This is a genomic window from Saccharibacillus sacchari (genome assembly GCF_037722395.1).
Taxonomy (GTDB): Bacteria; Bacillota; Bacilli; order Paenibacillales; family Paenibacillaceae; genus Saccharibacillus; species Saccharibacillus sacchari_A.
In genome coordinates, this window is record NZ_JBBKAR010000003.1 from 1 (window position 1) to 20,283 (window position 20,283).

Here is a 20,283-nt window from a genome sequence, read left to right on the forward strand (position 1 = left end):
AAACGAATCCCAAAATCAAGGGAAATAAATGAAAATGTTACTGAGGTTTTTGGGGGAAGAGGAAACGTCGAGTTGGAGCTACTTGAGAAGTTGTCGAACGGCGAGTTGAGCGGCGAGCAGGTTTTTAAGTTGTTGGAGGTATCTTATGAATAAAAAACATAAAATAAAAGAAATTATTTCTTTGGTAGAGCAAGGGGATATTACGCCTGATGAAGGACGGCTGTACCTCGAACAATTAAAACAGCATACTGAAGTACGCTTGACTCCTCGTACAGGAGCTGGAGAAAAAGTGTGGCTTGATAAACCAACTTCCGTGCAAGGTGTTCAGTTAAGAAGTGTCCCCGTAGAAAAACCAAATGACGAAGAAGTGAAGGTGTTAGTTAAAGCATTTTCTATAAACTTCGGAGATCTATTATGTGTAAAAGGTTTGTATCCCATGCAGCCTGAATACCCGTTCACTCCAGGCTTTGAATTCGCAGGTATTGTGCAGGAAGTTGGGAAAAATGTAAAAGGCTTAAACCGAGGGGACGAAGTGATTGGGTTGACTGGTCCTCGAATGGGGGCACACAGTTCTATCGTAATTACAGACAGTAAACTTATAGTGAAAAAACCTCGAAAACTTTCGTTTGAAGAAGCAAGTAGCTTCCCTGTGGCATTTTTGACTAATCAAATGATTTTTGAAAAAGCGAATATTCAACCGGGAGAAAAAATACTTATTCAAACAGCCGCAGGAGGAACCGGACTTATTGCTGTACAAATGGCGCAATTGAAAGGTGCTGAAGTGTACGCAACAGCGGGTTCGAGGGAGAAGTTAAATTATTTACAAAAAATGGGTGTTGAGAATCTTATTCTTTATAAAGAAACAGATTTTGCCTCGGAAATTCTGGATTTGACGAACGGATATGGAGTAGACGTTGTTATTAACACCCTTTCAAATGAAGCCGTACAAAAGGGACTAGACATTCTTGCTCCAGAAGGAAGGTATATTGAAATTGCTATAGGAGCCCTAGGGGGCTCCTATAAGTACAGCCTGGGACATTTGGTAGAGAATCAGAGCTTCCACAGCATAAATATACGCAAACTTTTAACGGGCAAGTCCGAAGAAATCTCGTCTTATCTTAAGCAAATGGTAGACATACTGGAGCTTGGACAAATCAAACCACAGGTAGGCCGTGTATTTCCATTTTCGGAGATCAAAGAAGCTTACCACTATCTTGAGAATGGAAAAAATATAGGTAAAGTAGTCATAAAAACAGATGCTATCTGGGATTCTTCAAAAAAAGATGCAGAAGATCTTCACGAAGTTCCGAAAGAGCATTCGGTTATCAACCCTAATGATAAATTAAATAGAGATATAGCCATTGTAGGCATGTCAGGTAAATTCCCGGGAGCAGATAACCTAGAAGAATTCTGGGAAAACTTAAAAAACGGTCACTGTGCAATTAATGAAGTACCAAGAGAGCGATGGTTGGTTGAGGAGTTTTATGATCCTGATCCCAAAAAATTAGATAAAACTTCTAGTAAGTGGGGAGGGTTTCTTAGAAATATTGATCAATTCGATGCAAAATTCTTTAACATTTCTGGAAAAGAAGCCGACCTTACTGATCCGCAGCAAAGAATCTTTCTGGAAACATGTTGGAATGCGCTTGAAGATGCAGGTTATGCAACAGAAGATATCAGCAATAAAAAGTGTGGAGTATTTGTGGGAACCAGTGGCGGAGATTATTTGAACAAAATGCAAGAAGACGGAACTGTCATGGAACCTCAAGCTTTTTGGGGGAATTCTTTGTCTGTACTTGCTGCGAGAATCTCTTATTTCTTGAACTTAAAAGGGCCTAGTCTGTCTATAGATACAGCTTGTTCTTCTTCCCTGGTAGCTATCCATTTGGGCTGTCAAAGTATCCTCTCTGGCGAAAGTGAAATGGCTATAGCAGGAGGCATATTTATTTCGCTAACTCCTGCTTTTATTATTTTATCAAGTAACGCAGGTATGCTTTCTCCTACTGGTCAATGCAAAACCTTTGATGATGGAGCAGATGGCTTTGTTCCAGGCGAAGGTGCAGGTGCAATCATTCTTAAATCCCTAGATGCTGCGGTTCGAGATAATGATCACATCTATGGAGTGATAAAGGGTTCGGCAATCAACCAAGATGGCAAAACAAACGGGCTAACGGCTCCTAGTACTTTGTCACAAACCCAAGTGGAACTTAGTGCTTATCGTCAAGCTGGAATCAATCCAAGATCTATTCAATTTATTGAAGCACATGGAACAGGAACCAAACTGGGAGACCCAATTGAAGTGGAAGCTTTAACTAATGCATTTGGTCATTACACCTCTGATAAGCAATTTTGTAAAATCAGTTCGGTAAAAACGAACATTGGTCATACCGCTTCAGCGGCAGGAGTAGCTAGTGTGTTGAAAGTTTTACTTTCTTTAAAACACAAAAAACTTCCGCCCAACGTAAACTTTCAAAGACAGAATAGTCACATTGAATTTGAGAAAACACCATTCCAAGTTGTTGAGAAACTAGAGGACTGGCCGGCAATCCAGACGCCTAGGAGAGCAGGGGTAAGTTCTTTTGGGTTTAGTGGTACCAATGCGCATCTTCTTATAGAGGAAGCTCCTGCACCAAAAAAACTAGAGGCATTCGATTACAACTATTTTATAGTTCCTTTATCTGCAAAAAGCAAAAAGTCGCATGAATCCGCTTTGAGCAACTTCTATAATTGGCTCACGATAAACAAGGATGAGTATAGGCTGGCTGATATAGCTTATTCCTTGCAAACTTCACGAGCTCATTTTTCTCACCATACTGTACTTCTAGTTCAGTCCACAGAAGAGTTATTGATGAAGTTGAGAAGACTATTAGAAAATGAAATGGAAGATGGTGTACACCAATTTCATGTGAAACAGAATGCAATAAAGCTGAGTGAAGAAGATAACGAATTTAAGCAGTTTGAACAAGCAAGAATGAAGATTTTAAAAGAAGGAGCAGAAATCTCCGATCAAGGCCAAAGTTGTTTGCAAATCATAGGGCTTTATGAGAAGGGTTACGAAATACCATGGAAAAGTCTTTGGCATGAAAATTCTGTTCAAAAAGTCCCACTCCCTACATACTCATTTAATTATCAAAGTTACTGGTATGACAAATCAGAACGTAAAACGGCAGTCAAAAAAGATAAGATCAATAAAGTTGCTTTGCATCCACTAGTCGATGCTAATATATCTACTTTGAAAGAAACTCAGTTTTCTCTGAATGTGAGTGGTGAGGAGTTTTATTTAAAAGACCACATTGTACAAGGCAAGCCGTTAATGCCAGCTGCTGCTTTTTTGGAGATGGCAATGGGGGCGGCAAACTATGCAACCAATTCGGATACCGCAATGATGAAGAATGTGATGTGGATAAATCCTTTTTCTGTTACAGAAGCGTCCCAAAACTTGACTACCCGTTTCAAACAAGAAAGCACAGGAATTACTTATGAGATTTTTTCTATGGATTCAAAAGGTGTAAAGGCTATTCACTCAAGGGGACTAATCAAAGACAACGATGAATATGAAACAATAGAACCGCTATCCATCGATCATATACAGGCTCAATGTAATTCCTTTTTTGAAGGAGAGGAATGTTATAAGGCCTTCGCAGAAGTAGGGTTTGATTATGGGTATAGCTTCCAAACAATTGAGAAAATAGGGATATTTGAAGGTGGGGCAATAGCGGAGATAAACCTTCCAGCAGATAGCATACCAGCTAGTTCTTTTGTTTTACATCCTGCACTGATGGATGGAGCATTACAAACCATTATGGGATATCTGTTGTTAGGAAATTCAGCAGACAAACAAATAAGCTTACCTTTTTCGCTTGAATCAATCAAAATTTATGGGAATCTCTCATCTGGAGCCTACGCTTACATTCGAGAAGTCAAAAATAAAAACATCGTAGAATCCGGAATGAGAAATTATAATATTTTGATTGCGGATCATCAAGGCCAAGTAATAGTAAAAGTCGAAAACTTTATGAGCCGATCTATCGCTTCTATATCGAAAAAAGAGAATGAAGTCAGCAAGGAAAGAGAAGATCTTTTGGCTTTTAAATGGAAATGGAAAGAAAAAACTCTAACCGACCAGACTGCTGAATTGTTAAAAGGAAATATCTTGATTTGGACGGAATCTGAACAATATGTTCAAGCTATAAAACAACAAAGTGACCCTCTCACGCAAGTAGTATGGGTACAACCTGCGGGCAACTTTGGCATCATCGAAAGGGATCAGATTTACTCAATTAATCCTGTAGAACAAGATGATTATGTGAAACTTCTAACTGTTTTAAAAGATAAAAAGCAAGAACCTAACTATATTGTATTCCATGACTCGAACTCCACATCTGTAAATACGCTGAACATCAAAGAACAAATCGAACAAAAGTTCCACCCATTATTCTTCTTGACTAAAGCGATTGGGATGACGAAAATAGTCTCGCAAAAAATGAGTTTGATCTATTCTTTTATAAATTCTTTGAATCAGACGGCAAACCCGCTTGATCGCGCAGTAGGTGCCTTTCTCAAATCAGCTTCCTTAGAAATACCGAACATGCAGGTCAAAAGTATAGAATATACGGATTCATTTTTTGATAAACCTGATAAATGGGCAAAGACGATAGCTACAGAGGCAGCATTGATGTCAAAAAACAGCGTAGAGATTAAATATACAGATCAATCAAAAAGCGAAAAAGAAGTCGAAGAATTTCAGCTTCCAGATACAGAACCACAGAAAGTATTTCGGAGGAATGGAACTTATATCATTACTGGAGGTATGGGAGGAATCGGTTACGAAATTTCCAAATACTTAGCCTCTGAATTCCAAGCAAAACTTATTCTCTTAGGTCGTTCTTATATGGGTGAGGGGTTAAAACAAAAAGTTGAACGACTCCGTACTTACGGTTGTGAAGTTTCTTATATGCGTGTTGATGTATCCCTTGAAACTTCTATGCAAAGTTTTGTGGAAAAGATTACTACAGAGCATTCTGGCGTTCATGGCATTTTCCATTGTGCGGGATTGACCAAAGATAAGATGTTGGTCAATAAATCCATTGAAGACTTAAATGAAGTGATAGGCGCTAAAATAATCGGAACTACCCATCTTGTTCGGATGACGCAACAGTTGAAACCTGATTTTATAGCTTTGTTTTCTTCTGTCGCTGAAATCAGAGGTAACATTGGGCAGGCTGATTATGCCTACGCCAATGGATTTATGAATTCCTTTGCGGAATGTCATGAGGATCATATGGGCCAAACAAAAATATTGTCTATCGGGTGGCCTTTATGGAAAGACGGAGGAATGCAATTAAATGAGCACGCGGAGCGTATGTTCCGTGAGAAGACAGGCATGACGAATATATCAACAGAAAGCGGCTTAGAAGTGCTGAAGCAGGGGCTTTCCATGCCTCTAAAGCATTTCAGTGTTATGGTAGGTAGCCCATCCTTGATACGCAATTGGTTAGGAAGCAGTATGGATCGTAAAGAGGAAAAAGAGACACATTTGCTTAGCGAAGCGGAATTTGTTGAAACAGATAATAAAAAAATAGAGCAAGAAGGTTCTGGCGTATACGAATTGTATCAGACAGAAGTTATTGGCATCGTATCAGCCCTACTTCGCATTGATATTGAAGAGATAGACTATTACGGAGAATTATCTGAATATGGATTTGATTCTCTCTTACTAGCTGATTTTGCACTCCAACTGGGACAAACATTTCATATAGATCTCACACCAGCTTCTGTATTTGGTCATTCTTCTATTGGAGGCATTGCGGATTTCATTTTTGAAGAACATAGATCCGCTATTGCAGGCTTGCTGAATGAACGAGAAAAAGTGAGCTTGACCTTTAGAGAAGAAAAACAAGAACAGAACAAGCTTCATGAGACCGTCACGGAACCAGAAGAAGATTTGCTAAAGCTCCCAGAGTTGGTGGAAATCGAATCTCTGCTTCCTCGTGAACCTCATCAAGAAGAGAAGGAATATAAAAATAATACGCGATACGAACCTATTGCCATCATTGGCATGAGCGGAAAAATGCCTGAATCGGAGAACATGTCAGCATACTGGGAGCATCTTAAAAATGGTGATCACATGGTATCGCTTATACCAGAAGAGCGCTGGAGTTGGGAAGAGCATTATGGAGATCCGGATACCGAAATCAATAAGACTGATATTAAATGGGGTGCCTTTTTAAAAGACGTAGATAAATTTGACCCCTTGTTCTTTGGGATTTCACCTAGGGAAGCAGAAATGATGGATCCACAGCAGCGTATATTTTTGGAAACGGTATGGTCAACTCTAGAAGATGCGGGGTATCGAGCTTCTGATTTGGCCGGAACGGATACAGGACTTTTTGTTGGAGTAGCAAGTAATGACTATACAGAGTTATTACAAAAACAACATGCCGCAGTAGACGCGCAAACTTCTACTGGAATGTCGCACTGCATTTTACCTAATCGAATATCTTACTTGTTAGATCTTCATGGGCCAAGCGAACCTGTTAATACCGCATGTTCCAGCTCTCTCGTTGCTATCCATCGCGCGGTAGAATCCATTCAGAATGGTCACTGCAAAATGGCGATAGCCGGAGGAGTAAATGTCATATTGACTCCAACTCTCCATGTTTCTTTTAGTAAAAATGGAATGCTTGCTCAAGATGGCCGTTGTAAAACATTTGATCACAAAGCAGATGGTTACGTAAGAGGTGAAGGAACGGGAGCCGTATTGCTTAAATCTTTGCAACAAGCCGTTCAGGATGGCGATCACATCTATGCAGTCATAAAAGGTTCCGCTATTAACCATGGAGGCAGGACGAATTCATTAACAGCTCCCAATCCCCATGCTCAAGCAGATCTCCTAGTAAAAGCTTATGAAAAAGCAGGTTTCGACCCGTCAACTATCTCTTATATAGAGGCGCACGGGACGGGAACAAATTTAGGAGATCCTGTTGAAATTAACGGGCTGAAATCGGCATTTACTCGGCTGTATCAAAGTTATGATAAAGAGTTTTCTGGGAAACCCCATATTGGTATAGGCTCCGTCAAAACCAATATTGGACACTTGGAAGCTGCAGCAGGGATTGCTGGGATTTTCAAAGTGGTATTAGCCATGAAAAATGGAATCATACCATCTAATCTTCATTTTGAAAAAATGAATCCATACATTGAATTGAATAATTCTCCATTTTATATTGTGGAAAAAAGTAGTCCGTGGGAGACTCCAAAAGATCCAAAAGGTAAGCCTGCGTTAAAACGAGCCGGGGTAAGTTCTTTTGGATTCGGAGGAGTAAATTGTCATATTGTTCTGGAAGAGTACGTTGAACAAGCAAGTCAAGTTTTAGAAAATCGCCCAGAAGTTGTCGTGTTATCAGCAAGAAGCGAATCTCAGTTAAGAGATTATTGTCGTTCTCTACGTAATCATATCGTTAACGAGAATTCTGAAGACTCCCCAAATGTAATTGAAGGAGAAAACATTCATGGCTTGAATAGGAAACTCACTCAAATTTGTTCGGAGATCCTGAATGTTCCGGAGAAAGAAATTGATCTTTCGGAAGATATCTATCAATTAGGCTTCTCTCAGTTAGAGCTGAGTCTTCTCACAAATAGAGTATCTGAAATGTATGGTATCGAGTGCTCTCCAACTTTAGTCAGTGAATACCGAACCTTACATGAAATTTCTCAGTACCTGCTTGATAAGCACATTATAAAAAGTACAGATGCCTATAAGAGGAATTTGGACTTGAAACGAATTGCTTTTACATTACAGACGGGCAGAGAAGCATTTGACTATAAAGTAGCTTTTGTTGCCGAAAGTGTGAAAGAGTTGGTTGAATTATTGGAACAATATGAGAATCAAAGTTTGAAGATCTCCAAGAACATTTTCCAAGGAAAGTCCAGCAACAAAAAGTCATCTCTGCAAAGAAAAGAATTACCAGATCATTTTCTCGTAGAGGAAGCCATGGAAAGCTATAATGCTATGAAATTGGCTGAACTATGGGTGACTGGAGCTAAGATTCCTTGGAAATTGATTCATTCCGAGAGAGATTTAAAGAAACTCTCTTTGCCAACTTATCCATTTAGTAAAGAAAGTTATTGGTTGGCTATAGAAAAAAGCAAGAATGAAAGACCTCAAAATTCTGTTCTTTTACAAAAACTTCATCAGCTGAGAAACGGTGAGATAACAATCGAACAAGTTAAAAATAGTATGGGAGGCTTGTGAATGAATCAAGAGGCGATGAACGAAATATTGATGCAAATTGAGTCTAAACGCTTGAGCCCAGAACAAGGACTGAAAATGCTTGAACATTTAAAAGGGAAGGAGGTGCTAGATAGCAAAACAGGAGGCGGAAAATCAGGTTTTTTATTTTTTAAGGAAGAATGGGAAGAAACCCCTCTTTCATACCAAGAACCTGATCTCATCAATGGTCCAATTATTGTTTTTGAAGAGGGGAATGCTATTTCCGATTCATTCAAGCATATGAGTAATTCAAAACGATATGGTGGAGAAAACGAAAGCTTGAAAGTGATCCGCATTATCCCGGGAAAATCATTCGAAGAGAAAAATGACGGATGTTTTGTCATTCGTCCTCAAGAATATACTGATTATTTGTTTGTTATCGATCTCCTCATGCAGCGGGGAATTCACTTTGATAAGGTTGTACACGCTTGGTGTGAGTGTAAAGCCCACTTTGCCCCTGACCTTGTTGGAGAACAACTCGCTTCTAGTTATTTCAGTGTATATCACTTTTGTAAAGCATTGATTGAAAAGAAGTACAAACATCCTCTAGAGTTACGGTTTGCGTATAAGTCTATAAAAGGACATCATCCCATTTTTTCTTCAATGAGTTCTTTTCTTAAGACCGTACATCAAGAGTATCCTTCTATTCGAACCTCCTGTATTGAAATTGATGAGGTAGAGCAAGCAAGGTTTGCAGAAATATTGGTTGCGGAACTCTCATCTTCAAGTTGGGAAGAGGAAGTGAAATATAAGAAAGAAGTTAGGCTTTCAAAAAGACAAAAAATACGTTCAAGTAGAACGATATCATCGAGCTTTTCGAGGAAAGAACTGTTAAAACCTAAAGGAGTTTATATCATTACTGGTGGTTTAGGTGGAGTAGGTTATAAATTCGCTTGTCATTTTGCAGAAAAGGCAAATGCAAGATTGGTGTTATGTGGAAGATCAGAATCTAGTCGTATAACTGAAGAAAAGTTAGAAAGACTTGCTTCAATAGGAGCAGAAGTCACTTACCTACAAGTTGATATTACAAATCCTGAAGATGTAACTCGTCTCATATTTGAGACTAAACAAAAATATGGGCATATCGATGGGATCATTCACGGGGCTGGTGTCATCCGCGATGCCTATATTATTCGGAAAACCGTTCAAAATATGGAGGAAGTAATAAACCCTAAGGTGTACGGAACAATTTTATTAGACGAAGCAACAAAAACAGAGCAACTTGACTGGTTTGTCGTCTTATCTTCTTTAAGTGAAGTATGGGGAAACCCCGGGCAATGTGATTATTCATTTGCTAATCGATTTATGAAGCAGTACTGTTCCTATCGAAATCGATCTAGCAATCAGAAAGAACCACTTAATCGCTTTGTATCAATTGATTGGCCATTATGGGCAGAAGGAGGAATGTCAGTAGATGACGCTCTGCCAGAAAATGTACCTATAAAGGGAATGCCAACAAATGAAGGTATAGAAGCATGGGAACAAATCTTGAAATCAAATGAAGAACACGTATCAATTTTGTATGGTGATGAAAATGAAATAGAAAAGTATTTTGAACAATTAAGCGCTAGAAAGCAAGTTAAACCAAAAGAAGTTGCGAGTACAATTCCACCTTTAGAAGGAACTCAACTTCTAGAGACGATAAAAAAATACATTACGTTTAACCTCGGTGATCTTTTAAAGCTTTCTCCTGAGAAAATAGATGTCTACACGCCTTTTCAAGATTATGGTGTAGATTCTATGGCAATAAAAGCTTTTAACAAAATATTAGAAGATGAACTTGGGAATGTATCCAAGACATTATTGTATGAATATCAAACAGTAGAAGAGCTTGCTGATTTTCTTTATGAATATCATGCTCCACAGTTCGCGAAGATTCTGAAGCAAACACAAATTCCAGAAGACAATAGAGGAGCAAATAATAAAAAAAATCACACAACAAGTAAAAAGCAGATGCAAGCAAACGACAAACCGATCGTAGCAATCGTTGGCTTAGCAGGTCAATATCCAAACGCGAGCAATACTGAGGAATTTTGGGATCTGTTAAAGTCTAGTCAATCATGTTTTCAAGAAATTCCTAATGATCGTTGGAATTATGAAGAATATTTGGACAAAGGCATTTACTGCAAAAGAGGTGCTTTTGTAAATGGAGTAGAAAACTTTGATCCGCTACTATTCAAAATGAATCCACTAGAATCGAAGCTCATTAATCCAGAAGAGAGAAAATTTCTGGAATGTGTTTGGACGGCAATGGAAGATGGTGGATACAATAAGGATTATTGGAGCGGCAAGAGAGTGGGCGTATTTGTCGGGGTTACATCAATGACATATCCCCTTGCCGGTATTGATCATTGGGTATCACCCACGCCTACACCAATCAATTCAACTTATTTCAGTTTACCTAATAGGATTTCCTACTTTTTCAACCTGAATGGACCGAGCCTGGCATTAGACACCGCTTGTTCTTCTTCCCTTACAGCGATCCACATGGCCTGTCAAAGTATTTGGACAGGAGAAAGTGAAGCTGCAATTGCAGGAGGAGTCAATTTTTATTTGCACCCTTCAAAATATTTAAGCATGTGCCAAAGTAAAATGCTTTCTTCAAAAGATCATATCGAGTTGTTTGATCGGGATGGAGATGGATTTATTCCAGGTGAAGGTATAGGAGCCGTGTTATTAAAACCGTTAAATCAGGCACTCGAAGACGGAGATTACATTTACGGTACAGTTCGTGGTTCAGGATCAAGTCACAAAGGATACTCTTCAGGGTTTTTCTTGCCCGATCCTCAATCTCAAACCAGTCTGATTGAAAGTGTTTTAGAAAGCAGTGATACTGACCCGGCAACAATAGGCTACGCAGAACTACAAGCCTTAGGAAGTGAAATGACTGACATTATTGAGTGGACAGGCATTCGTCGAGCATACGAAGCGCATACCTCAAAAAAACAGTATTGCGCTGTGGGATCTTTAAAACCTATCATTGGTCATTTGGAAGCGGCCTCCGGAATTTCGCAATTAACCAAGGTTTTGCTTCAGTTAAAACATAAAAAGATCCTTCCAAACAAAGTTGCAAAGGAAATAAACAGCGGCATTTCGGTAGAGAATTCTCCCTTCTATATACCTGAATCGGAAATGGATTGGCCTTCTATGGAAGTAAAAGGAATAGACGAGACTCTAAAACTTCCTAGGCGAGCAGCTATTAGCTCTTTTGGAGCAGGAGGATCTGAAGCACATCTCATCATTGAAGAATGGATGGAAAATGAAAGTCCAATCAAATTTGAAAACAAAGAATTAGAAGAATATGCTATTCCTGTTTCGGCGCGAACTCAACAGCAATTGACATCCTATGTTGAAATTTTGCTGGATCATTTAAACCGACATCGTTATGGAGATGAATGGTTGGCTGACATTGCATTTACTTTGCAAAACGGACGGCAGTCGATGCAAAAGCGAGCTGTATTTATTTGCAAACAAGTAGAGCAATTGAAACAGCAGATGCAAGACTATATCGATTCTTCCAATTACGAGCCAGAGGTTGGTCTTCTTAAAGAAAGGATAAACAATAATTCTCAAGTGGTCATCGAAGATAGAGAACAAACCAAACTCAAGGTAGTCGCTGACAGATGGCTTAGAGGAGAAATTTCTGAGTGGATAATGGATCACAAGATGAATAAAAGGAGAAGAATTCCTTTGCCAACTTACCCTTTTGAAAAGCGCAGATGTTGGATGTATTCTACAGATAAACAAGTAGAACAAATTCAAGATGCTCAGGAGGATCGTGAGAAAAAAACGGCTTCTTTGTCAACTGGAAATTCTGACAATGTAGTAGCGAGTTATTACGATGCTTCTATTCAACACTACGCAGAAGGTTCGACAAGAGAAGGCTATTTAACTTTCGCTCCGTTCAACAAGAAAGTGGAAGGCTTCTCTTGGATAAGAGTCTTTTCCCAACCCGATCAGTTTGCGGATCATGCAGTGTACGCTCTGGAGAAACAAAAAGAAATGAGAAGAGTGCTTTATCGTCATATTGATTTTGGGAATGTGTTCAATTTGCTCGACATAGGATGTGGTTTCTCGACTGATTTGATAGAATTTGCTCGATTATATCCGCATCTGACTTGTGATGGGTATACAATTTCGGGAAATCAAGCTGAGTTCGGCCGTGTACAGGTTCAACAAAATGGTCTTGCTGAACAAATTCAGATTTATTGCAAAGATAGTTCAAAAGATGAGTATCCTAGTCATTATGATCTCATCATTGGATTAGAGGTTACGGTACATATTGCTGATAAGCAAGGAGTCTTTGGGAATATGTCGCGTCATCTATCTCCTAAAGGCAAAATTGTATTAGCTGATTGCATTGCTAATACCATGCACGAAGTAAATCTTCCTGAAGTAGGACAGTATACGGTGACACAATCGCAATACAGCAAAATTCTCGCTGACCATAGGTTGCAGATCGTAGATTGTGTAGATGCAAGTAAAGGTGTATCAAACTTTTTACATGACTCTAATTTTGAAGAGAATCTTGCTTTTTTAAATACAGAATACCCGGATACAAAGGGTATGGAAAACGAACATAAAGCGTGGAACAATTTTGGTAAAGCTTTGGGGTTAGAATTATTCCGCTATGTACTGCTAACTATTGAAAAAGCCGAAGATTCACTGACCTGGGAAGAATTAAAGAAGCTGAATGAGCAGGCTTTAACTAATTCAATCAATTATGAAAATGCGGCGGAAAAATGGGCACGGAGAACTGAAAAGGCGATTCAAGTTTTAAATGATGGTGAAAAAGATCAGTCTCGCCTCTCCTTAGTCTCTAAGTATGATGAAGGAGAAGAATCAATCCGACAACTTGAAGATAAGCTGACTGAATGGTTCGGAGAAACTCTAGAAATGGGTTATGAAGAGATTAATCGTCAAATCCCTTTCGCAGATTATGGAATAGATTCTCTACTAGGGTTGAAAATATTGGATGTAATTAACCGTAATTTGCAAATAAAACTTGAGGTTCATACCTTATTTGATCATTCTAATATTCACGATTTAGCTCTTTACTTATCTAAAACATATAGTGAAGCTGTTAGCGGAATCGTATTGAAGGATCGGCGACTAGATTTAGAAAAAAGCAATAAAAGCGAATCTGATGCTCCTTTCAAAGAAGTGACGAACGATAGTAAACCTTTAAAACAGATCACACCTGCATTACCATTAAGGAATTTACAGCAAACGAAAGCGATACCTTCTGAAGTCGCAATTGTTGGGATTTCAGGCAAGTTCCCTGGAGCAGAAGACGTTAATGAATTTTGGGAGAACTTAATTCAAGGTATCGATTCCATAACTGAAATTCCAGAAGAAAGATGGAATAAAGAAGAGCTATATGATCCAGATCCATTGAACCCTAATAAGTCACAAGGGAAATGGGGAGGTTTTTTAAAGGACGTAGACAAGTTTGATCCCGCATTTTTTAACATCTCTCCAGTTGAAGCTGAAATGATGGATCCCCAACAGCGATTATTTTTACAAGAGAGTTATAAAGCCTTAGAGGATGCTGGGTATTCTCTAAAAATGTTAAACCGGATTAAATGCGGCGTTATGGCAGGGGTGTTTGGTAATGAATATAGTTCTATCTTAGAAAATTCTGAATCTGAGTATAAAGCGCAACTTATGCTCGGTAATACGAACTCCATCCTAGCTTCACGGATTTCTTATTTTTTGAACCTGAAAGGGCCTGCGATAAGCATTGATACGGCTTGTTCCTCTTCTTTAGTAGCTATTCATGTGGCTTGCAAAAGTCTTATCAATAGAGAAACCGATTTGATGCTAGCAGGTGGAGTTACGCTTTATTTAACTGAGAAACCTTATATTTCAATGAGTAAAGCAGGCATGCTATCTCATGATGGCAAATGTAAGACGTTTTCAAATGAGGCGGATGGCATTGTTCCGGCAGAAGCTGTTGCAATCGTTGTTCTAAAGAGGCTAGATGACGCTCTAAAAGATGGAGACCATATATACGGCATCATTAAAGGTTCAGAGATCAATCAGGATGGAAGAACGAATGGAATTACAGCCCCTAGCTCACAATCGCAAACCGAATTGGAAGAAGAGGTTTATCGGAAATATGATATTAATCCATCTAGTATTTCTTATGTAGAAGCTCATGGGACGGGAACTAAGTTGGGAGATCCAATTGAACTTACGGCCCTGAGTCAAGCTTTCTCTTCTTATACGGGGCAGAAACAGTTCTGCGCCATCGGTTCTGTTAAAAGCAACCTAGGACATACTTCAGCTGCTTCTGGAGCAGTGGGACTTATTAAAGTACTGCTCTGTCTAAAGCATGCTAAGCTTCCTGCAACTCTCCATGCCCATGAAGAAAATGAACACATGAATTTTAAAGATAGCCCATTTTATTTGAACCATGCTCTAAGCGATTGGCCAAGAACACAGAAACCGCGCAGAGCAGCCATTAACTCTTTTGGATTTAGTGGAACGAATTGTCATATGGTCGTTGAAGAAGCTCCTGAGTCAGTAATAGACCAACATCGGAATTATGGCGAATCCAAGCAAGTCTATATTCTTCCGATATCCGCAAAGACAAAAGAGCAATTACAAGTCTATGCACGGAAGGTTTTAGAGTTTTTGCTATCTGATTCTTTCAGAAAAGAGATAGATGAATCACAAGAAGGCTACGTCAAAGAGCTTGAGAGTATTTGTTATACTTTTCAGACGGGTAGAGCAGTACTGGAACAAAAGCTTGCTATAGCTGCCAGTAGTCTAGAAGGACTGTGTGAGAAATTGTCAAAGTTTCTCCAAGGAGAAACAAATACTCAGGGAATATATGCGGGAAGTCGCCAAGCCAGCAACCCATATGAATTGTTGATAGAAGGTGCAGAAGGCCGAGAATTTATCAATTCTCTAATTCTAGGAAAAAAACAAGGTAAGATTGCTCAATTATGGGCGATGGGTATCGAAATAGATTGGCAATTGCTTTACGGAGAGCATAGACCTCAAAAAATGCCACTCCCTTCTTATCCATTTGCCAAACAAAGATACTGGCCCGTCTTGAAGAAGGCTGAAAAAGTTTCCTCTTCAATGTTGGCGCTCTCTATAAACCATACTCATTCAACAGTTAATGATGGAGACTCTTCTGAGAAAAATATCACTTACATTCCAAGGTGGAAACTATTTCCAGCTAAGAGTGTGAATAAAGAAAGTAAGATCAAAAAAAATAGAGTATTGATATTCACGACAAATGCAGCCAGCTCTTTTGTTGAAAGTCTGAAGAATGAACATCAAAATGACGAGCTAGGAATCTGTGAAGTTTCGGCTGATGCAAGATTCTCATCTAGTTGTGATTTTAGGCTGAATATTCAAGATGAAGAGTGTCTTTCTGAATGTCTTGCTCATTACACAAGTTTAGATCTTATCTATTTCTTAGCTGATTTTGATGCAAGTGAGCTGGAATTATGGACCTCAGTAAGTAGTGGGCTAGAATTAAATACGATCTTCTTTTTCCGTTTGGTGAAATTGTTAGCGGAACAGAAATATGCAGCAACAAATATTAAAGTAATTACTTTTGGTCAGTATAAGATCGAAAAAGATGATGAGGTCTATTTTGTATCAGGTGGTTTGCATAGCTTGGCAGAAACTCTGGCTAAAGAATTTACGCAATTCCGCTTCTCGCGTATAGATTTACATCGTAATTTACTTGAAGAATCTAAAAACATACAAGAGATTGCTGGAAATATAAAAAGAATGGTTGCAGAACCTTCACATGAGAATAAGTTAGTCGCTTTTAGAGAAGATCAGCGGTATGAAAGGGTTCTTTCCCCCATTGAGATTCCGCTTCCGAGCTCAACCCCATTTAAAATGAACGGCACTTACATCATCATAGGAGGGTTGGGCACGGTAGGATACGCCTTAGCTGAGTATTTGGCTAAAAGTGTAGGTGCATCATTGACACTCGTAGGAAGAAGACCAGAAGATGAAAACATATCTACGAAAATCTCTAAATTGAAATCCTATGGGGCTAAAGTGGTATACGTACAAGGTGATGTGAAAAAATTGAAGGATATGCAACACGTTGTTGCCATGACTAAACTTCAATTCGGATCTATAAATGGAATCGTTCAATCTGCCCTGGATATTTCACCTTTAAAAGCTTCTGAAATAACGACAGAGTTTTTAAGAAGGTCAATGGAGACTCAAGTTCATGGTAGTGTTGCTATTTTTGAAGCTGTTCAAAAGGAGAAATTAGATTTCTTGTTGTTATTCTCGTCGGCACAGTCTTTTGTAGGAACAGCGGGGTGGGCACATTATGCGGCGAGTTGCGAATACAAAGACATTTATGCCAATTATTTAAGTGATAAATCCAAGTTCCCTGTTTTTGTCGTCAATTGGGGATTCTGGTCGAATCGAAATGGCGAATTCAACGAAGAGCTAAACCGGTACATTAATTTACAAGGTGCCTATGCGATTCGTGAAGATGAAGCGATGAATACAGTAGAAGCTCTTCTTTCCGGCGACATCCGGCAGCTTGTAACCATCAAAGCGCAAGATTACGTTCTGGAATTGATGAATGTAGAACGAGAAGCGGTTGTATCACACTCAGTTCCATCAAAAATCAATCTTGTAGAGAGCCGGGTTATTCGCGAAGAAGATCTGAAAGAAAAGGTAATCGAGCAAGTAACAGAAGAAGTGTGTAAAGTGCTGCATATTCATCCGGAGAATATAAACGAAGAGCTGACTTTCATGGAATTAGGTGTGGATTCGATATTGGCTCTAACGATCGTACGCAACCTCAATGAAGTATTCTCGTGCGAGTTGACACCTAAAGATTTATTTGATCATGCCACAATAATAAGAATGGCCGATCACGTAATAAACGAAACACACCAAAGATTTTCCACACTAGAGCAAGACAAAGACTTAAAGTCTACCTATTCGGAAATGAAAGATTCAGCTCCTATAACAGTAAAAGAGAAAAATGAAGACGACGAGGAGTCTTTAAAGAACATATTCTATCAATTAGAAATGCAAAAGCTCGATGTCAAAACGGCCGACTTCTTGCTCAAGAAAGGGGAAGAGCTATGAATGAAATTTATAAAAAACACCTGCTTGAGATGGTTCATAGTAAGCAACTTTCTGCAGAAGAAGGTTTGAAATTTTATAAGTCTCTGCAACATATTTCCGTGTCACCGGAAGAGCCTATTAAAGCCGATAATCGCATTGCGATTATCGGCCTCTCAGGTAGATTCCCTGGAGCTAGTGATGTAGAAAGCTACTGGAGAAACTTAGAGAAGGGGATCGACTCCGTTCAAGAGATCGATCGCTGGGATCCTGCCTCTTTTTATAGTAAAGATCCTAAAGCAAAAGATAAAAGTTACTGTAAGGAAGGGGGATTATTGTCCAATATCGATAAATTTGATCCCTTGTTTTTTAATATTTCTCCTAAACAAGCAGAGTTAATGGATCCAAGACAAAGGTTGTTTTTGCAAGAGGCTTGGAAAACTTTTGAAGACGCTGGTTATTCTAACCGTAGCTTGGCAAGTCGTAAAATAGGTGTATTTGTAGGGTGTGAAGGCGACACTGACTATTTTCAGTTGAATGAGAGACAGCATGATTTTAATTCGGAAATTTTTCTTGGTAACTCAAATTCTATATTAGCATCTCGAATATCTTATTTTATGGATCTCAAGGGCCCGAGTATTACATTGGATACTGCCTGTTCATCTTCACTAGTAGCTATACACATTGCTTCAGAGAGCTTACGTGCAAACGAATGCGAGATGGCGTTATGTGGAGGTGTAGCGTTATATACGACTCCTCATGGTTATGTGTTAGCCAGTAGAATGGGGATGCTTTCTGCGACTGGGAGATGTCGTACATTCGATGACGCTGCTGATGGATTCGTACCAGGTGAAGCGGTAGTTTCCATATTACTGAAGCGCTTTGACCAAGCGGTAATGGACGGCGATCATATATATGGGATTATTTCCGCCTCAGGAGTGAATCAAGATGGAAAAACCAATGGTATCACAGCTCCAAGTGGTCGTTCGCAGAAAGAACTCATTACAGATATCTACAAGAAATTTAATATTCATCCAGAAACGATATCTTATGTAGAAGCGCATGGTACAGGGACGAAATTAGGAGATCCTATCGAGTTTCATGCTTTGAAAGAAGCGTTTGAGCAATATACTAGTGAAAAACAATTTTGTGGATTGGGGTCAGTTAAAACCAATATCGGACATACAGGAGCAGTTTCAGGATTAGCAGGGATAGTCAAAGTGTTAATGTCCATGAAATACAATAAAATCCCTCCTTCTTTACATTTTTCCAGTTCTAACAAACAAATTAATTTTGATGAAAGTCCATTTTATGTAGTAGATGTCTTAAAAGATTGGAAAGCACAAGGAGCTGCACGTCGTGCAGCTGTTAGCTCTTTCGGACATAGTGGGACAAACTGTCATATGGTAATTGAAGAGCATTGTATTTCTTCTGAAGATCGAAAAGAAGAGCATCCGCTTCCTTTCTATCTAATTCCCATATCTGCTAAGTCTGAAGCAATATTGAAAGAAAAAATAGCTGATTTGCTTTCTTGGTGTTGCGCTCAGAAACAGTCTGTAGAGATAGCTGATGTTGCATATACCTTGCAAGTTGGAAGAAGCCACTTCGATTATAGAACAATTATAAAAGCGAGCGATATGAAGCAGCTTATTTCAAAACTAAGAGATGCAAATCCTTTGGATAGTTCTTCCTTTTCATTAGGAAAAAAAGATAAAAAAACAAGGAATTACTTATTACAAAACAAGGATACTAGTCTTATCATGCATCGTATAAAGGATTCATCACTATCTACAAATGAGCAAACATTCTTACTAGATGAATTGTGCCAGTTATATCTAGGACACGTAGATATCGTTTGGCAAGATTTATATGAACCAAAATCAAGAATGAGAATTTCCATGCCTCTCTACCCCTTCTCTGAAAAACGTTTCTGGTTAGAAGAGAAACCTACTGAGAGTAGAAAAATCAAATCTAATCCTTCTCAAGGCATACATCCGCTTATTGATGTAAATGAATCAACATTTGGAAACCAGAAATTTAAAAAGGTGTTTCTACCTTCTGAGTGGTTCGTAAAAGATCACCTTGTAGATGGAGGCTCCGTTGTTCCGGGATCCACATATTTGGAAATGGCCAGAATGGCGGGAGAGCTGTCTCATACAGATCAAATTGCAAGCGCCATCTCTGAAGTGTATTGGGTAAGACCCCTGTCGATTAAGGAGTCTACATTGACCTATATAAGCCTGGAAGCATTCGAGAATTACGATGAATTCCGAGTTGTTGCGAGAATAAATGGCTTAGAGCAAGTTTATACAAAGGGAAAAATTCATCTTCAACAGCACAATGAAAAAAAACCGGAATTGGGACATATCCCTATTGAATATATGAAGTCGAATTTTAATAGTACTTTAACCCCGGAAGAATGTTATCACTTTTTTGAAAGTATGGGGTTAAAATATCAAACCGCTTTCCGAACGATAGATAAAGTATGGACCGGCAAACATGAAGTTCTCTCACAAATATATTGTCCTGAGTATTTATTGAGCAGTTTTTCAGATTTTGTTTTGCATCCCGCATTGATCGATGGTGCTTTTCAGTCTTTAATCGGCTTAGAAAAAGAAACAAAATTTGAAGGACAAATGTTCCTCCCTTTTTCTATTGGAAAGATAACTTGGAACGGAACGCTCGATCCGAGTTGTTACGTTCATATTCGTTACGATGAATTTCAAGCAGAAGAGAATCGCTTGGAAAGAAAATATCAATTAGCTATTGCAAACATGGAAGGGAAAATAATTGTTCAGATATCAGACTATCTTGTCCGACTAGTTCATGAAGCCAAAAGAGCGGTGCAACCACAAGACTCCAAACTGTTGGATATGCTGGTTCAAGTAAAAGATGGAATGATGAGTGAACATGAAGTACTTCGACTATTGGAGGAGAGCTGA

The 20,283-nt window shown here is 38.9% G+C and carries 3 protein-coding genes; all 3 read left to right on the forward strand.

The window, feature by feature from the left end:
• The first annotated feature begins 145 nt into the window (after nt 1-145).
• Genes WKI47_RS01840 through WKI47_RS01850 form a run of 3 tightly spaced genes read left to right on the forward strand, consistent with a single transcriptional unit; the run spans nt 146 to nt 20,283 of the window.
• A complete protein-coding gene (locus WKI47_RS01840) occupies nt 146-8,254 on the forward strand; it encodes an SDR family NAD(P)-dependent oxidoreductase (protein ID WP_340225486.1) in 8,109 nt (2,702 codons plus the stop codon).
• A complete protein-coding gene (locus WKI47_RS01845; protein WP_340225487.1) occupies nt 8,255-17,365 on the forward strand; it encodes an SDR family NAD(P)-dependent oxidoreductase in 9,111 nt (3,036 codons plus the stop codon).
• On the forward strand, nt 17,362-20,283 hold the full coding sequence (locus WKI47_RS01850; protein ID WP_340225488.1) for a type I polyketide synthase: 2,922 nt from the start codon (nt 17,362-17,364) through the stop codon (nt 20,281-20,283). The genes WKI47_RS01845 and WKI47_RS01850 overlap by 4 nt, the downstream gene beginning before the upstream one ends.